Source organism: Pseudomonas azotoformans (assembly GCF_900103345.1).
Lineage (GTDB): Bacteria > Pseudomonadota > Gammaproteobacteria > Pseudomonadales > Pseudomonadaceae > Aquipseudomonas > Aquipseudomonas azotoformans.
Window position 1 is genome coordinate 5,037,310 of the sequence record NZ_LT629702.1, and the last position, 16,436, is coordinate 5,053,745.

At 61.9% G+C, this 16,436-nt stretch carries 14 protein-coding genes; 5 read left to right on the plus strand and 9 right to left on the minus strand.

What is annotated here, in order from left to right; translation table 11 throughout:
* Positions 1–25: 25 nt before the first annotated feature.
* Positions 26–688, minus strand: coding sequence for a GMP/IMP nucleotidase (gene yrfG / locus BLR69_RS22945; RefSeq protein WP_071497002.1), 663 nt, complete (start codon positions 686–688; stop codon positions 26–28).
* 87 nt (positions 689–775) lie between these two features.
* Here yrfG and nudE point away from each other — a divergent pair, with 87 nt between their 5' ends.
* Positions 776–1,342, plus strand: a complete 567-nt coding sequence (nudE, locus tag BLR69_RS22950; protein WP_071492477.1) for an ADP compounds hydrolase NudE — start codon at positions 776–778, stop codon at positions 1,340–1,342.
* On the plus strand, positions 1,339–2,175 hold the full coding sequence (cysQ, locus tag BLR69_RS22955) for a 3'(2'),5'-bisphosphate nucleotidase CysQ (RefSeq protein WP_071497003.1): 837 nt from the start codon (positions 1,339–1,341) through the stop codon (positions 2,173–2,175). The genes nudE and cysQ overlap by 4 nt, the downstream gene beginning before the upstream one ends.
* 127 nt (positions 2,176–2,302) lie before the next feature.
* Here cysQ and BLR69_RS22960 read toward each other — a convergent pair whose 3' ends face one another.
* Genes BLR69_RS22960 through rfbB form a run of 7 tightly spaced genes read right to left on the minus strand, consistent with a single transcriptional unit; the run spans position 2,303 to position 9,365 of the window.
* The gene (locus tag BLR69_RS22960; RefSeq protein ID WP_071497004.1) at positions 2,303–2,758 is read right to left on the minus strand and encodes a YiiD C-terminal domain-containing protein; all 456 of its coding nucleotides are present in this window, start codon (positions 2,756–2,758) and stop codon (positions 2,303–2,305) included.
* 26 nt (positions 2,759–2,784) lie between these two features.
* A complete protein-coding gene (locus BLR69_RS22965) occupies positions 2,785–4,161 on the minus strand; it encodes a sigma-54-dependent transcriptional regulator (protein ID WP_071497005.1) in 1,377 nt (458 codons plus the stop codon).
* A complete protein-coding gene (locus tag BLR69_RS22970; RefSeq protein ID WP_071497006.1) occupies positions 4,158–5,966 on the minus strand; it encodes a sensor histidine kinase in 1,809 nt (602 codons plus the stop codon). Before BLR69_RS22970 ends, BLR69_RS22965 begins: the two co-directional genes overlap by 4 nt.
* Positions 5,967–6,002: 36 nt before the next feature.
* The gene (gene rfbD, locus BLR69_RS22975; protein WP_071497007.1) at positions 6,003–6,872 is read right to left on the minus strand and encodes a dTDP-4-dehydrorhamnose reductase; all 870 of its coding nucleotides are present in this window, start codon (positions 6,870–6,872) and stop codon (positions 6,003–6,005) included.
* Entirely contained in the window at positions 6,869–7,414 is a 546-nt protein-coding gene (gene rfbC, locus BLR69_RS22980; RefSeq protein WP_071497008.1) for a dTDP-4-dehydrorhamnose 3,5-epimerase, read from the minus strand. The genes rfbD and rfbC overlap by 4 nt, the downstream gene beginning before the upstream one ends.
* Complete coding sequence (gene rfbA, locus BLR69_RS22985; protein ID WP_071497009.1) at positions 7,411–8,286, minus strand: glucose-1-phosphate thymidylyltransferase RfbA; 876 nt, start codon at positions 8,284–8,286, stop codon at positions 7,411–7,413. The genes rfbC and rfbA overlap by 4 nt, the downstream gene beginning before the upstream one ends.
* Positions 8,283–9,365: a dTDP-glucose 4,6-dehydratase gene (rfbB, locus tag BLR69_RS22990; protein ID WP_071497010.1), complete on the minus strand. Its 1,083-nt coding sequence runs from the start codon at positions 9,363–9,365 to the stop codon at positions 8,283–8,285. The genes rfbA and rfbB overlap by 4 nt, the downstream gene beginning before the upstream one ends.
* Before the next feature lie 151 nt (positions 9,366–9,516).
* Between rfbB and BLR69_RS22995 the strand changes: the two genes are divergently transcribed.
* The 3 genes from BLR69_RS22995 to BLR69_RS23005 all read left to right on the plus strand — a co-directional run bounded on the left by BLR69_RS22995 (position 9,517) and on the right by BLR69_RS23005 (position 14,101).
* A complete protein-coding gene (locus tag BLR69_RS22995; protein WP_071497011.1) occupies positions 9,517–12,426 on the plus strand; it encodes an aminotransferase in 2,910 nt (969 codons plus the stop codon).
* Positions 12,427–12,547: 121 nt separating this feature from the next.
* Positions 12,548–13,654: an agmatine deiminase gene (aguA, locus tag BLR69_RS23000; RefSeq protein ID WP_071497012.1), complete on the plus strand. Its 1,107-nt coding sequence runs from the start codon at positions 12,548–12,550 to the stop codon at positions 13,652–13,654.
* A 234-nt stretch (positions 13,655–13,888) separates the two neighbouring features.
* Entirely contained in the window at positions 13,889–14,101 is a 213-nt protein-coding gene (locus BLR69_RS23005) for a hypothetical protein (protein WP_071497013.1), read from the plus strand.
* Between the two features lie 115 nt (positions 14,102–14,216).
* Here BLR69_RS23005 and BLR69_RS23010 read toward each other — a convergent pair whose 3' ends face one another.
* Positions 14,217–16,304 (minus strand): TonB-dependent receptor, encoded by a 2,088-nt coding sequence (locus tag BLR69_RS23010; RefSeq protein ID WP_071497014.1) that lies wholly within the window; start codon positions 16,302–16,304, stop codon positions 14,217–14,219.
* Positions 16,305–16,436 lie beyond the last annotated feature (132 nt).

Genomic DNA, 16,436 nt, shown 5'->3' on the forward strand with positions numbered 1-16,436 from the left:
GGGGCAAGCCCCCTCCCACATGGGTTCAGAGTCCGGCAATGAGATCTCGGTAGTCGTCGACCGCCGCAAATTCCGCCGTGTCCTTCGGCCCCTTCTTGCTGTCCGGCTCTTTCACCGCCAGCAAATGCCCCACGCCAAACGCCTGGGCGCTGCGCAGGATCGGCAAGGTGTCATCGATAAACAGACTACGTGCCGGGTCGAAGCCGATATCGGCTTGCAGGGCGTCCCAGAACTGCGGGTGTTCCTTGGCGAAACCGTAATCGTGGGAGCTGATCAACCGTTCGAAATACGGCGCCAGTTCAATGCGTTCCAGCTTCAATGACAGCGAATCACGATGAGCGTTGGTGATCAGGATCACGCGCTTGCCGGCCTGTTTGATTGTCGCGAGGAAGGTGTCGGCATCCGGGCGCAGGGCGATCAAGTGCGCGGTTTCCAGCTTGAGTTCGCGTACCGGGATCTTCAGTTCCGTGCTCCAGAAATCCAGGCAATACCATTGCAACTGTCCGGCGTTACGCTCGAACAGCGGCTGCAACTCCATCTCGGCCATGGCGCGGCTCACGCCATGCAGCTCGGCGTAGCGCTGGGGCAGGTGTTCCATCCAGAAGTGGTTGTCGAAGTGCAGGTCGAGCAGGGTGCCGTCCATGTCCAGCAGGACAGTGTCGATGGCGTGCCAGGGCAAAGAGGGCATGGGGCGGTCTCATGTAAGTAAAGATATCCGACACAGACAATCGGAAAAGCCACGGTATAGTAACCCGATCACGCCAAGGAGCCGCTCATGCGCCAGAAACCCACCGTCCTCGCCCGCGAAATAGTCGCCAGTAGCCGTTTGTTCCGCGTGGAGGAAGTGCAATTGCGCTTTTCCAATGGCGTTGAGCGGACCTACGAACGCTTGGTGGGCCGCGGTGCCGGCTATGGTGCGGTGATGATCGTGGCGATGATCGACGCGGACCATGCGTTGCTGGTGGAAGAATACTGCGGCGGCACCGACGAATATGAGCTGTCCTTGCCCAAGGGCTTGATCGAACCCGGCGAAGACGTGCTGGCGGCGGCCAATCGCGAACTCAAGGAAGAGGCCGGCTACGGCGCACGGCAGTTGGAGCACCTCACTGAACTGTCGCTGTCGCCTGGCTACATGAGCCAGAAAATCCAGGTGGTACTGGCCACCGACCTCTATGAAGAACGCCTGGAAGGCGATGAACCTGAACCGATGCGTGTGGACCGGGTCAACCTGCGTGAGCTGTCGATGCTTGCGCAAAATGAACAATTCAGCGAAGGCCGCGCCCTGGCTGCGCTGTACCTGGTACGAGACCTGTTGACCCAGCGAGGAGCGTTTAACGCATGAGCGAACTGTTTTTAGGCCACCCGTTTATTGCCCCGGTGATCGAGCTGGCCCGCCAGGCCGGTGAAGTGATCCTGCCGTACTGGCGCGCCGATGTGGCCGTTACCTCCAAAGCCGATGATTCGCCGGTGACGGCAGCGGACCTGGCCGCTCACCATCTGATCCTGGCCGGCCTCACCGCGCTTGACCCGAGCATCCCGGTACTGTCCGAAGAAGATGCCGATATCGACCAGAGCGTGCGCGCCGGCTGGCAGCGCTGGTGGCTGGTGGACCCGTTGGACGGCACCAAGGAGTTCATCTCCGGCAGCGAAGAATTCACCGTGAACATCGCCCTGATCGAACAGGGCCGCGTCGTGTTCGGCGTGGTCTCGATGCCAACCAATGGCCGTTGCTACTTCGGTGGCGCTGGCTTGGGGGCCTGGCGCTCCGACGTGAAGGAAGCGCCCAAGCAGATCCAGGTGCGTGAAGCGCCGGCAGCGGGCGAGTCGTTCACCGTGGTCGCGAGCCGTCGGCACACCAGCCCGGAGCAGGAGCGTTTGCTGGGCGGGCTCAGCGAAGGCCTGGGCGCGTTGAAACTGACGAATATCGGCAGTTCGCTGAAGTTCTGCCTGTTGGCCGAGGGCAGTGCGGACTGCTATCCGCGCCTGGCGCCGACCTCGCAGTGGGATACGGCTGCAGCCCAAGGCGTGCTGGAAGGCGCGGGGGGCGAAGTGTTGGAGTTAAGCGGTGAGCCGTTCAGCTACCCGCCGCGGGCATCGTTGTTGAACCCGTTCTTTCTGGCGTTGCCGGCCAAGGCCGCGTGGCGTGAACGGTTGCTAAACCTGGCGAGATCTTAAGGTCACATCAGATCAAATGTGGGAGCGGGCTTGCTCGCGAATGCGGTCTGTCAGCTGATGCAAGTATCGACTGACCCTGCGCATTCGCGAGCAAGCCCGCTCCCACAGTGGTTTTGTGTTGTGGTTTCTAACGGTGCAGGACGTATTGGCCGGTGAAGTTGACCGCATGCTCTGCACTGCCCTCATTCACAACCCACGTCTCCAGCGTCAAGCGCGCGCGACCATAGCGCTGATACGTCGCTACAAAGCGCTTCCACACCTTCTCCTCCGGTGCCTGGCACACCACGGTTGCGTCCCGCGTGACCGGCAGCGGATAACTGATCTGCCCTTCCTGAATCACGATATGCCCGTCTTCAATCCCTTCCTCGCGCAACTGCAAGTGTAGCCAGCCCCAACCCGCCAGCACTGCGCCGCAATACAGACTGCCGCCGAACATGGTGCTCTTGTGGTTGATATTGGCCTGCAAGGGCAGGTGAAGCTGCAATTGGCCGTGTTGCCAGTCGAGCACCTTGAGGCCCATTTCCCGGGTGAGGGGGATGTCGTGGTGAAGGATGGATTCCAGGTAACGGCTGTCGCGGTTCATGGGGGCCTCTTGGCGAGTGGGGGCGGTCATTCGTCATCGCCGCTTTGGTTGGCGAAATTCAGGCCGTGCTTGCGCAGCTTGTCGTGCAAGGTCTTGCGCGGTACGCCGAGGGCTTCGGCGAGGCTGCGCATGGAGCCGTGGGGGCGGGTCAGCTCGGCAGCGATCAGGCTTTTTTCGAACTGCTCGACCTGCTCGCTCAGGCCGCCCGAAGTGGACGTCAGCACGCCAGCGGCCGGATTATCCGCCGTGGCATCCAGTGCCAGCTCCAGGCCCAGGGCAAAGCGCTCGGCGGCGTTCTGCAATTCGCGCACATTGCCCGGCCAGCTATGGCGCAGCAGCAGCGCGCGCTGGCCGGGTTGCAGTTCGTGCAGCGGCAGGCCGTGACGACTGCTGGCCTCATCGGCGAAATGCTGGAACAGCATCAGTGCATCCTCACCCCGCTCACGCAGCGGCGGAATGCGTAGCGGTGCGACGTTGAGGCGGTAATACAAGTCGGCACGGAAGCGGCCCTGGTCGGCGGACTGGCGCAGGTCTTCCTTGGTGGCGGCGATGATGCGGATATCCAGCGGGATCAGTTGATTGCCGCCCAGGCGCTCCACCACACGCTCCTGCAACAGGCGCAAGAGTTTGACCTGCACATCCAGGCTCATGCTTTCGATTTCATCGAGGAACAAGGTGCCGCCGTTGGCGAACTCGAACTTGCCGATGCGACGTTTTTGCGCGCCGGTGAAGGCACCCGGCTCGTGGCCGAACAGCTCGCTTTCGACCACCGATTCAGCCAGCGCCCCGGCGTTGATCGCCACGAACGGCCCGCTGCGGCGGCTCGACAGGTCGTGCAGCGCACGCGCCACCACCTCTTTGCCGGCGCCGGTTTCGCCGAGAATCAGCACATCGGCCTTGGTCGCAGCCAGGGCGCCGATCTGTTCACGCAGGCGCAGCATTTGCGGCGAATGCCCGACCAGTCGCGTGCTCAATTGCTGACGATCGCTGAGCGCCAGGCGCAGGCTGCGGTTGTCCAGCACCAGGCGGCGCAGGGCCAGGGCACGGCGCACGCTGTCGAGCAGGGCGTCGCTGGCGAAGGGTTTTTCCAGAAAATCATAGGCCCCGGCACGCATGGCCTGCACCGCCAGCGGCACATCGCCGTGGCCGGTGATCAGCAGCACCGGCAGGTCCGGGTCCTGGCCGTGCAGTTCGGCCAGCAGCTCAAGGCCGTCCATGCCGGGCATGCGGATGTCGCTGACGACCACGCCCGGCCAGTCCCGTGACAGACGCGCCGTGAGGCCGCTGGCTTCGCCCAGGGTCAGGACTTTCAGCCCGGCCAGGTCCAGGGTCTGGCACAGGGCCTGACGCAGGTGTGGATCGTCGTCGATCAACACCACCTGAGTCTGGTTATCGATACTCATACACTGCGGTCCTCGGACGGTTGCAGACTGACGCCCGGCGAGCCGGCACGCAATTTCAAGGTTAACAGCGCGCCGCCTTCCTTGTGGTTGGCAAACAACAGCTCGCCGCCAAAGGCACGCATCAGGGTGTCACAGATCGCCAGCCCCAGGCCCAGGCCCTGGGTGCGCGTCTTGGTGGTGTAGAACGGCTCGCTGGCGCGGCCCAGGGCTTCCATGCAAAAGCCCGGGCCGTTGTCGCGGATGTACAGGTTGACGCCCTGTTCGGTGGTTTCGGCACTCAGCCAGAGTCTGCGCGGCGGGCCTTTTTCGGTGAGGGCGTCGAGGGCGTTGGCCAGGAGGTTGCCCAGTACCTGGCGCAGGCGGGTTTCGCCGGCTTGTACCCACAGGGTGGCTTCCGGCAAATCGCGGATCAGTTCCACCTCCATCGAACGTCGCCGCTTGGCCAGCAACGCCAGCGCATCGTCCAGCGCCGGTTGCAGGGCCACGCTTTCGGGCGCATGGCGGTCGCGGCGGGCGAAGGCGCGCAAGTGGGCGATGATCGAGGCCATGCGCCCGGTCAATTCACTGATCAGCTTGAGATTGCCGCGGGCGTCATCGGTGCGTTCATGATCGAGCAGGATTTCGGCGTTTTCCGCATAGCTGCGAATCGCCGCCAGGGGTTGGTTGAGTTCGTGACTGATGCTCGCCGACATGGTGCCCAGCGCCGACAGTTTGCCCGCTTGCACCAGGTCGTCCTGGGCGCGTACCAGCTCCTGCTGGGCGTGTTCGCGCTCCAGCACTTCCTGTTTCAGGCGCCGGTTGAGGCCTTCCAGGTCACTGGTACGCTCGACCACCCGCGCCTCCAGCTCGCGCCGGGCCTTGGCTTCGAACGCAATGCGCTCCAGATAGTGACGGCGACGTTGCATCATCAAGCCCAACAGCAACATCAACACCAGCAGCGTCGCGCCGCCTACGGCAACCACGGTGCGCACGGGGCGGTTGATCAACGAGCGTGGCGCAAGGATTTCCACATTCCAGCCCGTCTCGGCGATGGCCGTGGATTGGCGCAGCCACGCGGTGCTGCTCAGGCTCAGCGGCTGCGGATCGCGAGTCGGGTAGGGCTGGATAGCGATGATGGCCTGGCGTTCTTCAGCGGTCAGCGGGCGGGTCGCGCGGAATCGCCATTGCGGGCGTGAGGTCAGGATCACCACGCCGTTGTGGTCGGTGACCAGCAGTTGTTCCGGGGTGTTGCCCCACAGGCTCTCGGTGTGGTCCAGATCGACCTTGACCACCAGTACACCGATGATTTTGTTGCCATCGCGCACGGCGGCGGCGAAAAAATAACCGCGCTTGGCCGAGGTGGTGCCCAGGCCGAAAAAACGCCCCAGGCGCCCGGCCATGGCTTCGCTGAAATAGGGGCGGAACGAGAAATTGCGCCCGACAAAGCTGTCTTGTTTGTCCCAGTTGGACGCGGCGAGGGTCTTGCCGGTGGTGTCCATCAGGTACATCACTTCCACCCCGGCCTGGGCGGCAACCTCTTTGAGCAGCAGGTTGGCGTTGACCAGGTTGGTGCTGACGTTGGGCGAGTCCAATGCAGTGCGCAGGGCCGGCAGGTCACCCAGGATTTGCGGCAGCACTTCATAGCGGTGCAGGGTGCCGAGCAGGTTGGCGACATACAGGTCGAGGGTCTGGCGGTTCTGGCCGGCCAGTTCGCTGCGGTAATAGCGCTCGGCCAGATGCTCCAGCGGCCACAACAGCGGTGCCAGGCACAACGCCAAGAGGGCGAGGCTGCGCCAGCGGGGTCTACGCGGGAGGGGTGGAGTCATGGGAGTCGTGCGCCTGTGGGTACAGGCGCATTATGCCTAGTGCTGCTGTGCAAGACACTCGCGCAATGCGTCTTGCCAATGTGGCTGGCTGACGTGCCACTGTTGTTGCAAGCGGCTGCAATCGAGGCGTGAGTTAAGTGGGCGCTGGGCGGGTGTCGGGTAGGCGCTGGAAGGGATGGCTTCCAGATCGGCACAGGCTTTGCCCTGCTTGCGCAGATGCTCGCCGATGGCCTCGGCAAAACCGAACCACGACGTTTCGCCTTCGGCAGTCAGGTGATACACCCCCCATTCCCCCGCCTTGCCCGCTTGCCAGCGTTCGATCAACGCAAGCGTACTGTCGGCGATGCTGCCGGCCCAGGTCGGTGCACCGATCTGGTCGGCGACGATACGCATCTGCGGTTTTTCCTGCAGCAGGCGCTGCATGGTCAGCAGGAAGTTCTTGCCGTGGTTGGAGTAGACCCAACTGGTGCGCAGGATCAGGTACTCGCCGCCCACGGCCGCAATCGCCTGCTCGCCGGCCAGCTTGCTCTGGCCATAGACGCCCAGCGGGTTCGGCGTGTCGGCTTCGGTGTAGGGCGCCGGTTTGCTGCCGTCGAACACGTAGTCGGTGGAATAGTGGATCAACGGGATGCCCAGGGCCTTGGCTTCCTCGGCGAGAATGCCGGGGGCGATGGCGTTGATGGCAAATGCCGCGTCCGGTTCGCTTTCGGCCTGATCGACAGCGGTGTGAGCCGCTGCGTTGATAATCAGGCTGGGGCGGTGGGCGCGCACTTGCTGGCGGATCTGCTCTGCATTGGCCAGGTCGAGCTGGTCGCGGCCCAGGACGATGAGTTCGCCCAGGCCCTGGAGGCGTTGTTGCAGTTCGCGGGAGACTTGGCCGTGTTGGCCGGTGATCAGTGTCTTCATGGGAACAAGTCGGCTTCCATCAAGGGTTTACCGGCCTGGTCCTTGACGGACAGCTGGGGCGCTTGCGTCAGCTCCCAGTCGATCGCCAGTGTCGGGTCATTCCACAGGATGCTGCGTTCAGCGCTGGGCTGGTAGTAGTCCGTGGTCTTGTAGAGAAACTCGGCGTGATCGCTCAACACGACGAACCCATGGGCGAAGCCTTCCGGCACCCACAGCTGGCGATTGTTCTGTGCTGACAGCCGAACGCCTACCCATTGACCGAAGTTTGGCGAGCTGCGGCGAATGTCCACGGCCACGTCCAACACTTCCCCGGCGATGACACGCACCAGCTTGCCTTGGGTGTGTTCGAGCTGATAGTGCAGGCCCCGCAGCACGCCTTTCTGCGAGCGCGAGTGGTTGTCCTGCACAAAATCACGTTTGAGCCCGGTGGCTGCCTCAAAGGCGCGGGCGTTGAAACTTTCGTAGAAAAAGCCGCGTTCATCACCGAACACTTTGGGTTCGAGGATCAACACGCCGGGCAAAGAGGTTTCAACAACGTTCACGTGTTCTCTCCGGCCAGCGAGTACAGGTATTGGCCATACCCGGTCTTGCCGAAGTACTTGGCGCGTTCCAGCAGGTGGTCGCGGTCGATCCAATGGTTTTCGTAGGCAATCTCTTCCAGGCACGCGACTTTCAGGCCCTGGCGGTGCTCGATGGTCTGCACGTAGGTCGACGCTTCGAGCAGGCTGTCGTGGGTGCCCGTGTCGAGCCAGGCAAAGCCGCGGCCGAAGCGCTCTACATGCAGATCGCCACGCTTGAGGTAGGCATTGTTGACGTCCGTGATCTCCAGCTCGCCGCGAGACGAAGGCTTGACTGCCTTGGCGATGTTGATCACGTCGTTGTCGTAGAAATACAGGCCGGTGACCGCATAGGGGGACTTGGGCTTGGCCGGCTTTTCTTCAATGGAAAGCGCACGCCCCTCCTTATCGAAGTCAATCACCCCAAAACGTTCCGGGTCTTTGACCCAGTAGCCGAAGACCGTGGCCCCGCAGCTGCGCTTGGCCGCCGTGCGCAATTGATCACCGAAGTGTTGCCCGTGAAAGATGTTGTCGCCCAGGATCAGGCACACCGGGTCACTACCGATAAAGTCTTCACCAATCAAGAAGGCCTGCGCCAGGCCATCGGGCGATGGCTGTTCGGCATAACTGAAGCGCACGCCAAACTGGCTGCCATCGCCCAGCAGGTTGCGGTACTGCGGCAAGTCCAGCGGTGTGGAAATCACCAGGATGTCCTTGATGCCTGCCAGCATCAGCACCGAGATCGGGTAGTAGATCATCGGTTTGTCATACACCGGCAACAATTGCTTGGACACGCCCAGGGTAATGGGGTGCAGGCGCGTGCCGGAGCCACCGGCCAATACGATTCCTTTCATCATGCGATCAGATCCCTCATGTCGGTGTTGCCCAATCGTTGACCCTGATAACTGCCATCCTGGACCCTGCGGCACCATTCCAGGTTATCGAGGTACCACTGCACGGTTTTGCGCAGTCCTGTTCCAAAGGTTTCTTCGGGGGTCCAACCCAGCTCTCGTTCGATCTTGCCTGCATCGATGGCATAGCGCTGGTCATGACCCGGGCGATCCTTCACGAAGGTAATCAGGTCGGTGAACTGCTCGACACCGGCCGGGCGCTGTGGCACCAGTTCTTCGAGCAGGGCGCAGATGCCACGTACCACGTCGATATTCTTCTGCTCGTTGTGTCCGCCGATGTTGTAGGTCTCACCGACCACACCTTCGGTGACCACTTTGAGCAATGCGCGGGCGTGGTCTTCGACGAACAGCCAGTCGCGCACTTGCAAACCATCACCGTAGACCGGCAGTGGCTTACCCGCGAGGGCATTGAGTATCACTAGCGGGATCAGCTTCTCGGGGAAGTGGAACGGCCCGTAGTTGTTCGAACAGTTGGTCAGCAGCACCGGCAAGCCATAGGTGCGTTGCCACGCGCGAACCAGATGGTCGGAGGCTGCTTTGCTCGCGGAATAGGGTGAGCTGGGGGCGTAGGGGGTGGTTTCGGTGAACAGGTCGTCCACGCCATGCAGGTCGCCATACACTTCGTCGGTAGAAATATGGTGGAATCGGAACGCACTTTTTTCCGCGCCGACGAGTGTTTGCCAGTAGCCACGGGCGGCTTCCAGCAGGCTGTAGGTGCCGACGATATTGGTCTGGATAAAGTCTGACGGACCGTCAATCGAACGGTCGACATGGGACTCGGCCGCCAAGTGCATGATCGCCTGGGGTTCGAAACGTGTCAGCACAGCGCTGACAGTGGCCTGGTCGATGATATCGGCCTGTACGAACTCATATCGGCTGTTGGACGCAATGCTGGACAGCGACTCCAGGTTGCCGGCGTAGGTGAGTTTGTCCAGGTTGAGCACTTCGTGCTCGGTGTTTTCAATCAGGTGGCGGATCAGGGCAGAGCCGATAAAACCAGCGCCGCCGGTGATGAGAATGCGCATGTCGGGGGCCTTTTCCTTAGACGGACATTAAGCGAATGAAGCATAGCTTGAGTTGTGACGCAGGGTGGTGCAAGCGCGGTATGCGTTGGGGGTTGCCTAACCCCCTCAACAATGGCGAGATAAGCGCCTGATAAAAAATAGAGGTCGTCCCATGCTGCTCGCCACGCTGATCCACCGCGCCAGCCTGCCTTGCCCGCAAGTCAGCCCTGATCAGGCTGCTCAACTGCTAGAGCAGCACTACGGTCTTACGGGCACCTTGAAGTCACTGGGTAGCCAGCAAGACCTCAACTATAGGGTCGACACTGATCGTGGCCGCTTCGTTCTGAAGATCTGCGGGGGTGACTACGCAGCGGTTGAGTTGCAAGCCCAGCATGCGGCGCTCAACAGTCTGAAGGCCGGTTCGGGTGTGCGGGTGCCCGATGTCATCCAGGCACTCAGCAGCGAAGAGTTGCTCAGCGTCGACATGGAGGGCCAGGCCCTGCATCTGCGGCTGTTGGGTTACATCGAGGGCCAGCCGCTGACCCATTTGCCTCATTTGGGGCGTGACGTGATTGCCGGCTTTGGGGACTTGTGCGGACGTATGAGCCTGGCGCTTTGCGCTTTCAAACATCCCGGTCTGGACCGCACCTTGCAGTGGGACCCGCGCCACGCTCAGGCGTTGATTGCGCACCTGCTGAAAACGCTGGAAAGCCTGCCCCATCGCGCTGCACTGGAACAAGCGGCTGAGCAGGTTGAGAACCGTATGCGCACCCTGGCCGCCCATCTGCCCTGGCAAGCGGTGCACATGGATATCACCGACGACAATGTGGTGTGGCAGCGTGATGCGCAACGTCACTGGCAACTTCAGGGTGTGATCGATTTCGGCGACCTGGTGCACACCTGGCGTATTGCCGACTTATCGGTGACCTGCGCCGCGCTGCTGCACCATGCTGAAGGCGACCCCTTTGCGATTTTGCCGGCAATCCAGGCCTGTCATGCGGTGACGCCACTGCAGCACGAAGAATTACAGGCGCTATGGCCGCTGATCGTCGCCCGCGCGGCGGTGCTGGTCCTGAGCAGCGAGCAGCAACAACGGCTGGATCCGCATAACAGCTACCTGTTGAAAAATGCCGAGCATGAGTGGGAAATCTTCCATGTAGCGACCTCGGTGCCGTTTGAGCTGATGGAAGCGGCGATTCTCGGCAGTGTTGGCCAGGCCCCCGCACCGATCGTCAGCCAAGGCTTTGCGCCTTTGTTGCCGGGGTTGGTAGGCCGCGAGTTCGCGCTGATCGACCTGGGCGTGCTCAGCCCGCATTTCGAGGCCGGCAACTGGGAGCAACCCGGCATCGATCAGCGCCTGTTGCAGGAGGCGGCGGCGGTGCATGGCTTGGCGGCGAGTCGCTATGGGCAGTATCGGTTGTCGCGTACCCGGCCCGACAGTGCGACCGAGCCGGAGACGTTCCCGTTGCACGTTGAACTGCACGTGCCGTTGGCGACTTCCGTCGAAGCGCCGTTTGCCGGTGTGGTGCGACGGGGGGCCAATGGCGAACTGCAGGTGCACAACAGCGAAGCGACCGTGCGGCTATGGGGGGTAAAGCCGCTGTTGCAGCCGGGTGCCGCAGTGCTCAAGGGCCAGGTCATCGGAGAAGTTGAAGGCCCGCTGACGGTGCAGCTTTGCCGTGCTGACTTGCCCGCACCGCTGTTCTGCGTACCGTCCCGGGCACTGGCGTGGCAAGCACTATGCCCATCGCCGGCTGCGCTGCTGGGGCTGGCCTGCGACGCCGAGCCCGAGCTGGACCCCGAGGCCCTGCTGGCCCGCCGCGACGCCAGTTTCGCCCGTTCGCAAAAGCACTATTACGTCGACCCGCCGCGTATCGAGCGAGGCTGGCGCAACCACCTGATCGACATGCAGGGCCGCTCCTACCTGGACATGCTCAATAACGTGGCGGTACTCGGCCACGGCCACCCGCGTATGGCGGCGGTGGCGGCGCGGCAGTGGTCGTTGCTCAACACCAACTCGCGCTTTCACTATGCGGCGATTGCCGAGTTTTCCGAGCGCTTGCTGGCGCTGGCACCGGAGGGCATGGATCGGGTGTTCCTGGTCAACAGCGGCACCGAGGCCAATGACCTGGCGATCCGCCTGGCCTGGGCCTACAGCGGCGGGCGCGACATGCTCAGTGTGCTGGAGGCCTACCATGGCTGGTCGGTGGCGGCGGATGCGGTGTCCACCTCGATTGCCGACAACCCCCAGGCCTTGAGCAGCCGCCCGGACTGGGTACACCCGGTGATCGCGCCGAATACCTATCGCGGCGAGTTTCGCGGGCAGGACAGTGCGCCCGATTACGTACGAAGTGTGGAGCACAACCTGGCGAAAATCGCCGCAAGCCAGCGCCAACTGGCTGGTTTCATCTGCGAGCCGGTGTACGGCAATGCCGGTGGTATTTCATTGCCGCCTGGCTATTTGCAGCAGGTGTATGCGCGTGTGCGCTCCCAAGGCGGCGTGTGCATCGCCGATGAGGTGCAGGTGGGTTACGGCCGCATGGGGCATTTCTTCTGGGGCTTTGAAGAGCAGGGCGTGGTGCCGGATATCATCACCATGGCCAAGGGTATGGGTAACGGCCAACCCCTGGGTGCGGTGATCACCCGGCGTGAAATCGCCGAGGCGTTGGAGGCCGAGGGTTACTTCTTCTCGTCGTCGGGAGGCAGCCCGGTGAGTTGCCGCATCGGCATGGCCGTGTTGGATGTGATGGAAGAAGAAAAGCTGTGGGAAAACGCCCAGGTGGTCGGCGGGCATTTCAAGGCACGCCTGGAAGCTCTGATCGAGCGCCATCCGTTGGTTGGCGCCGTCCACGGTTCCGGCTTCTACCTCGGCCTGGAATTGGTGCGTAACCGGCAAACCCTGGAGCCCGCCACCGAAGAAACCACCTTGCTGTGTGATCGCCTGCGGGAACTGGGAATTTTCATGCAGCCCACCGGCGACTATCTGAACATCCTCAAGATCAAGCCGCCGATGGTCACGTCGAGGCGCAGCGTGGACTTCTTTGTCGACATGCTGTCGAAGGTGCTGGATGAGCAGTTGTGATTAATCGATTGTTATCGGTTAATTGTTGTCATATTTATCGACTATGATCTTTTGTCGCTTTTAAAGCCGATTTTTATCCGTTATAAAGTCGGCCTTTACCCCATTCGGAGTCCTGATCGCCATGACCACCCTGCACAGCACCCCTCGCGCCGATGGCTTCCACATGCCTGCCGAATGGGCGCCACAGACGCAAACCTGGATGATCTGGCCCGAGCGCCCGGACAACTGGCGCCTGGGCGGCAAGCCGGCGCAGGCTGCCCATGTGGCGGTGGCCAAGGCGATCGCACGTTTTGAACCGGTGACCGTTGCCGTATCCGCCGGCCAGTACGAAAACGCCCGCGCCCGCCTGGATGTGCCGAATATCCGCGTGGTGGAGATGTCCAGCGATGACGCCTGGGTGCGCGACACCGGCCCGACCTTCGTGATCAACAACAGCGGCGAAGTGCGCGGCGTGAACTGGGATTTCAACGCCTGGGGCGGTTTTGACGGCGGCTTGTATGCGCCGTGGAACCGCGACTCTCAGGTTGGCGGCAAGATCCTCGAGATCGAACGCGCACCGCGCTATCGCACCGAAGGCTTTGTGCTGGAAGGCGGTTCGATCCATGTCGACGGCGAAGGCACCCTGATCACCACCGAAGAATGCCTGCTCAACCGCAATCGCAACCCGCACCTGAGCCGGGCCGAGATCGAAGCGGTGCTGAGCGCCAACCTGGCTGTGGATAAGATCATCTGGTTGCCGGATGGCCTGTTCAACGACGAAACCGACGGCCATGTGGATAACTTCTGCTGCTACGTGCGTCCGGGCGAAGTGTTGCTGGCCTGGACCGATGACGCGCAAGACCCGAACTACGCCCGCTGCCACGCCGCCCTGGACGTGCTGCAAAGCAGCACCGACGCCCAGGGCCGCTCGTTCACAGTGCATAAAATGCCGATCCCGGGGCCGCTTTACGCCACCGAAGAAGAGTGCGCCGGCGTGGACCCGGTTGACGGTTCCCAGGAGCGCAATCCGTCGGTGCGCCTGGCCGGTTCCTACGTGAACTTCCTGATCGTCAACGGCGGCATCATCGCACCAAGCTTCGATGACCCGCTGGACAGCCAGGCCAAGGCGATCCTGCAGGACCTGTTTCCGCAGCACGAAGTGGTGATGGTGCCGGGCCGCGAACTGTTACTGGGTGGCGGTAATATCCATTGCCTGACCCAACAGCAGCCTGCCCCGCACAAAAATTGAGTGCAGTTGTAACAGCGCCTTGGCGATAGCTCGGCGCTAACCGCTTTCAGTGTTCATAGCAAGCCCGCGGCCCAGCAAGGTCGCGGGCTTTTTTGTGTGCGCATGCCTATAAACACGAGACATTGGCATAGCTCTTGTATCGGTGCTGTCACAGTGGCCCAAGGTGATGACTGCACAGTTCTGTCATAAACCTTGAGTAAGTTAGCCGCTCACGCAGTAGGAGAGAGCGCTGAAATGAATGCCGATATCAACCTGATGTACACGCGCACGTTCCACCCTTTGCGGGTCAACGGCGACGCGATCCATGCGCTGGCGCTCTGGTTGAAGGAAAACGGTTCGCGACAGATCAGGCAACAGCCTGACTTGCGCAGCGTGATGAGTGAACGCTATCCGGCGGGGTTGTTCAGCGAGGATGAAGTGAAGCTGCTGTGCGAATTGATGAACTGATGCGCTTGTAGGAGCGAGCTTGCTCGCGAAGGTCGCCAACGATCACGCAGCGATCCTGGTTGATCGCGGCGCTCTCGGGTTTTTCGCGAGCAAGCTCGCTCCTACAGGATGGTTTCTAGAAGCTGTAGGTACCTGTAACTACCAGGCTGCGCGGCTCCCCTGGCTGGATCTGCGCCACGCTGGTCGCCGACGCATAGTAGTTTTTGTCCGCGATATTGTTCAGCGCCACCCTCACGTCCCATTCCTTCTGGCGGAACCCGGCCAACGCATCCCAACGGCCATAACCCGGCAGCACCACAGTGTTGAGGCTGTCGGCGTAGCGGTCGCCCACCAGGGTCAAACCGGTTTCGGCATACCAGCCCATTTCCGGTTTCCAAGTGATGAACAGGCTGCCATTGCGCTTGGCCACATCACTGACGCGCTTGCCCTCAAAGCCGTTGTTGTCCTTCACCACCGTGGCGTCCTGCAGGCCGATTCCCCCGCGAACGTACCAGTTGCCGACGATCTTGCCGGTGGCGGTCAGCTCCACGCCGCGTGAGCGTTGCAAGCCGCTGAGCAGGGTGATGGTGCGGTCCAGTGGGTCGCTGGTGCGGCGGTTGTAGAGTTCCAGTTCGTACACCGCCAGGGTGGTACTCAGGCGGTCGTCGAGCCAGTCGCTCTTGACCCCGATTTCCTTCTGTTTGGTCAGCTCCGGGCTCAGGTCGTTGACGCTGCCGGCGGCATTCGGGGTGATGCCGATGAGGCCGCCACCGGCTGGGGAGAATGTCTTGCTCCACGAGGCGTAGAACGAGTGATGTTCCAGCGGCGTCCAGACCACGCCAAAGCGCGGGCTGGTGCTGTGGCTGTCGACGGCCTGCCGGGTGTTGAGGATTTTGTTCTTGGTGTCCACTTCGAAACGGTCATAGCGCAGGCCGGCCAGGAGTTGCCATTGATCATTCAGGCGCAGTTGGTCTTGTACATAAACCGCACGACTTTCCACTTCGGTGTGGTTGTTGCTGGATACGCTCATCCGTCCGTTGTGGCTCAAATGGCGATTGGGTTGGTTGAGGTCCAGGCTCGGCACCGCCTGACCACCACGGTTGACGGCGGTGGCGGTGTACAGCTTCGGATCGCGGCGCTGGCTACCCAGCTCCAAGCCGGTGAGCAGGCGATGTTCCAGGCCGAAGGTGCTGAAGCCGCCTTCCAGTTCGACGTTGTTGAAGATGTTCAGCGTGGTCAGGTCTTGCTGCCAGCGCTGGCGTGTCACGCTGTTGGATGCAGGCACGTAGGCGGTCTGGTAGGTGTTGTCGAAATCACTGTCGAGCTTGAACACGCCCAGGGTCTGGCGCAGTTGCCAGTTGTCGTTGAGCTCATAGGCCAGCTTGGAGCGCAGGGACTGGGATTTGTCATCGATGTAGTCGCGGCTGTCGAAGTAAGTGGTGCTGCGGCTCACATCCGCCGGCCGGCCGTTGACCCCGGGAATGCCACGGTCCGGCGTGCGGTTGTAGCGGCTGTATTCGTATTGCACCAGCCAGTTCAGGTCCGGCGTGAGCTGCCAGCTCATGGACGGTGCGAACAGCTGGCGGTTGCCGCTGACGCCATCGCGGAAGCTGTTGTTGTCCTGGTTGCCCATGTTCAGACGCAGGCTGATGTTATCGGTGGGATCGGTGCTGAGGTCGGCATACAGGCTGCGCAAATCGTTGCTGCCGCCTTGGGCCTCGATACTCGACGTGTGGCCGGCGGTAGGCAGTTTGCTCACACGGTTGACGATCCCTCCCTGACCGCCTCGCCCGTAAAGTACGGCTGCCGGCCCCTTGAGCACTTCGATGCGCTCGATGTTATGCAGGTCGCGCACGTACTGGCTGTCATCGCGGATGCCATCCAGGTAGAAGTCGTTGCTCGCGTCGAAACCCCGGATGCGCAGGCTGTCGAAGCGCGTGTCGGCGCCGCTGCTGACGTTGGGGATGCCGCTCAAGGCCTGGCCCAGGTCATTGGTGCCGTAGGCGCGCAGGCTTTCGGTCTTCACCGAGTCGATGGCCTGGGGCACATAACGCACTGGCGTGGCGGTGCGGGTGGCGGTGCTGGTTTCCTTGACGCGTGGGTCGTCTTCGTCAGCTTCGGCGCTGATCGAGGTTTCGGGCAAGGTGGTGGCCGCACAGGCAAAACCGGCAGACAGCAGAACGGAAAGCCCAAGGGTGATGGGCGTCAGGCGAGGGGCAGGCATCAAGGAATGTATCCGAATGGTTTGGGAGGAAAATGCACGTTAATGGTAATGCTTTGCATTTGCGCGCGTTATCCATTGCCAAACGTATCAGCTTTGAAATGTGTTACAGGATGTGTTTGTTGCCGTTTTGGA

Bases quoted from the DNA above. Each gene is read 5' to 3' on its own strand.
- BLR69_RS22960 (WP_071497004.1), bottom strand. From the start codon at position 2,758: ATGAACCGCGACAGCCGTTACCTGGAATCCATCCTTCACCACGACATC.
- BLR69_RS22970 (WP_071497006.1), bottom strand. From the start codon at position 5,966: ATGACTCCACCCCTCCCGCGTAGACCCCGCTGGCGCAGCCTCGCCCTC.
- BLR69_RS22965 (WP_071497005.1), bottom strand. From the start codon at position 4,161: ATGAGTATCGATAACCAGACTCAGGTGGTGTTGATCGACGACGATCCA.
- aguA (WP_071497012.1), top strand. From the start codon at position 12,548: ATGACCACCCTGCACAGCACCCCTCGCGCCGATGGCTTCCACATGCCT.
- yrfG (WP_071497002.1), bottom strand. From the start codon at position 688: ATGCCCTCTTTGCCCTGGCACGCCATCGACACTGTCCTGCTGGACATG.
- rfbD (WP_071497007.1), bottom strand. From the start codon at position 6,872: ATGAAGACACTGATCACCGGCCAACACGGCCAAGTCTCCCGCGAACTG.
- nudE (WP_071492477.1), top strand. From the start codon at position 776: ATGCGCCAGAAACCCACCGTCCTCGCCCGCGAAATAGTCGCCAGTAGC.
- rfbA (WP_071497009.1), bottom strand. From the start codon at position 8,286: ATGATGAAAGGAATCGTATTGGCCGGTGGCTCCGGCACGCGCCTGCAC.
- BLR69_RS22995 (WP_071497011.1), top strand. From the start codon at position 9,517: ATGCTGCTCGCCACGCTGATCCACCGCGCCAGCCTGCCTTGCCCGCAA.
- cysQ (WP_071497003.1), top strand. From the start codon at position 1,339: ATGAGCGAACTGTTTTTAGGCCACCCGTTTATTGCCCCGGTGATCGAG.
- BLR69_RS23010 (WP_071497014.1), bottom strand. From the start codon at position 16,304: ATGCCTGCCCCTCGCCTGACGCCCATCACCCTTGGGCTTTCCGTTCTG.
- rfbB (WP_071497010.1), bottom strand. From the start codon at position 9,365: ATGCGCATTCTCATCACCGGCGGCGCTGGTTTTATCGGCTCTGCCCTG.
- BLR69_RS23005 (WP_071497013.1), top strand. From the start codon at position 13,889: ATGAATGCCGATATCAACCTGATGTACACGCGCACGTTCCACCCTTTG.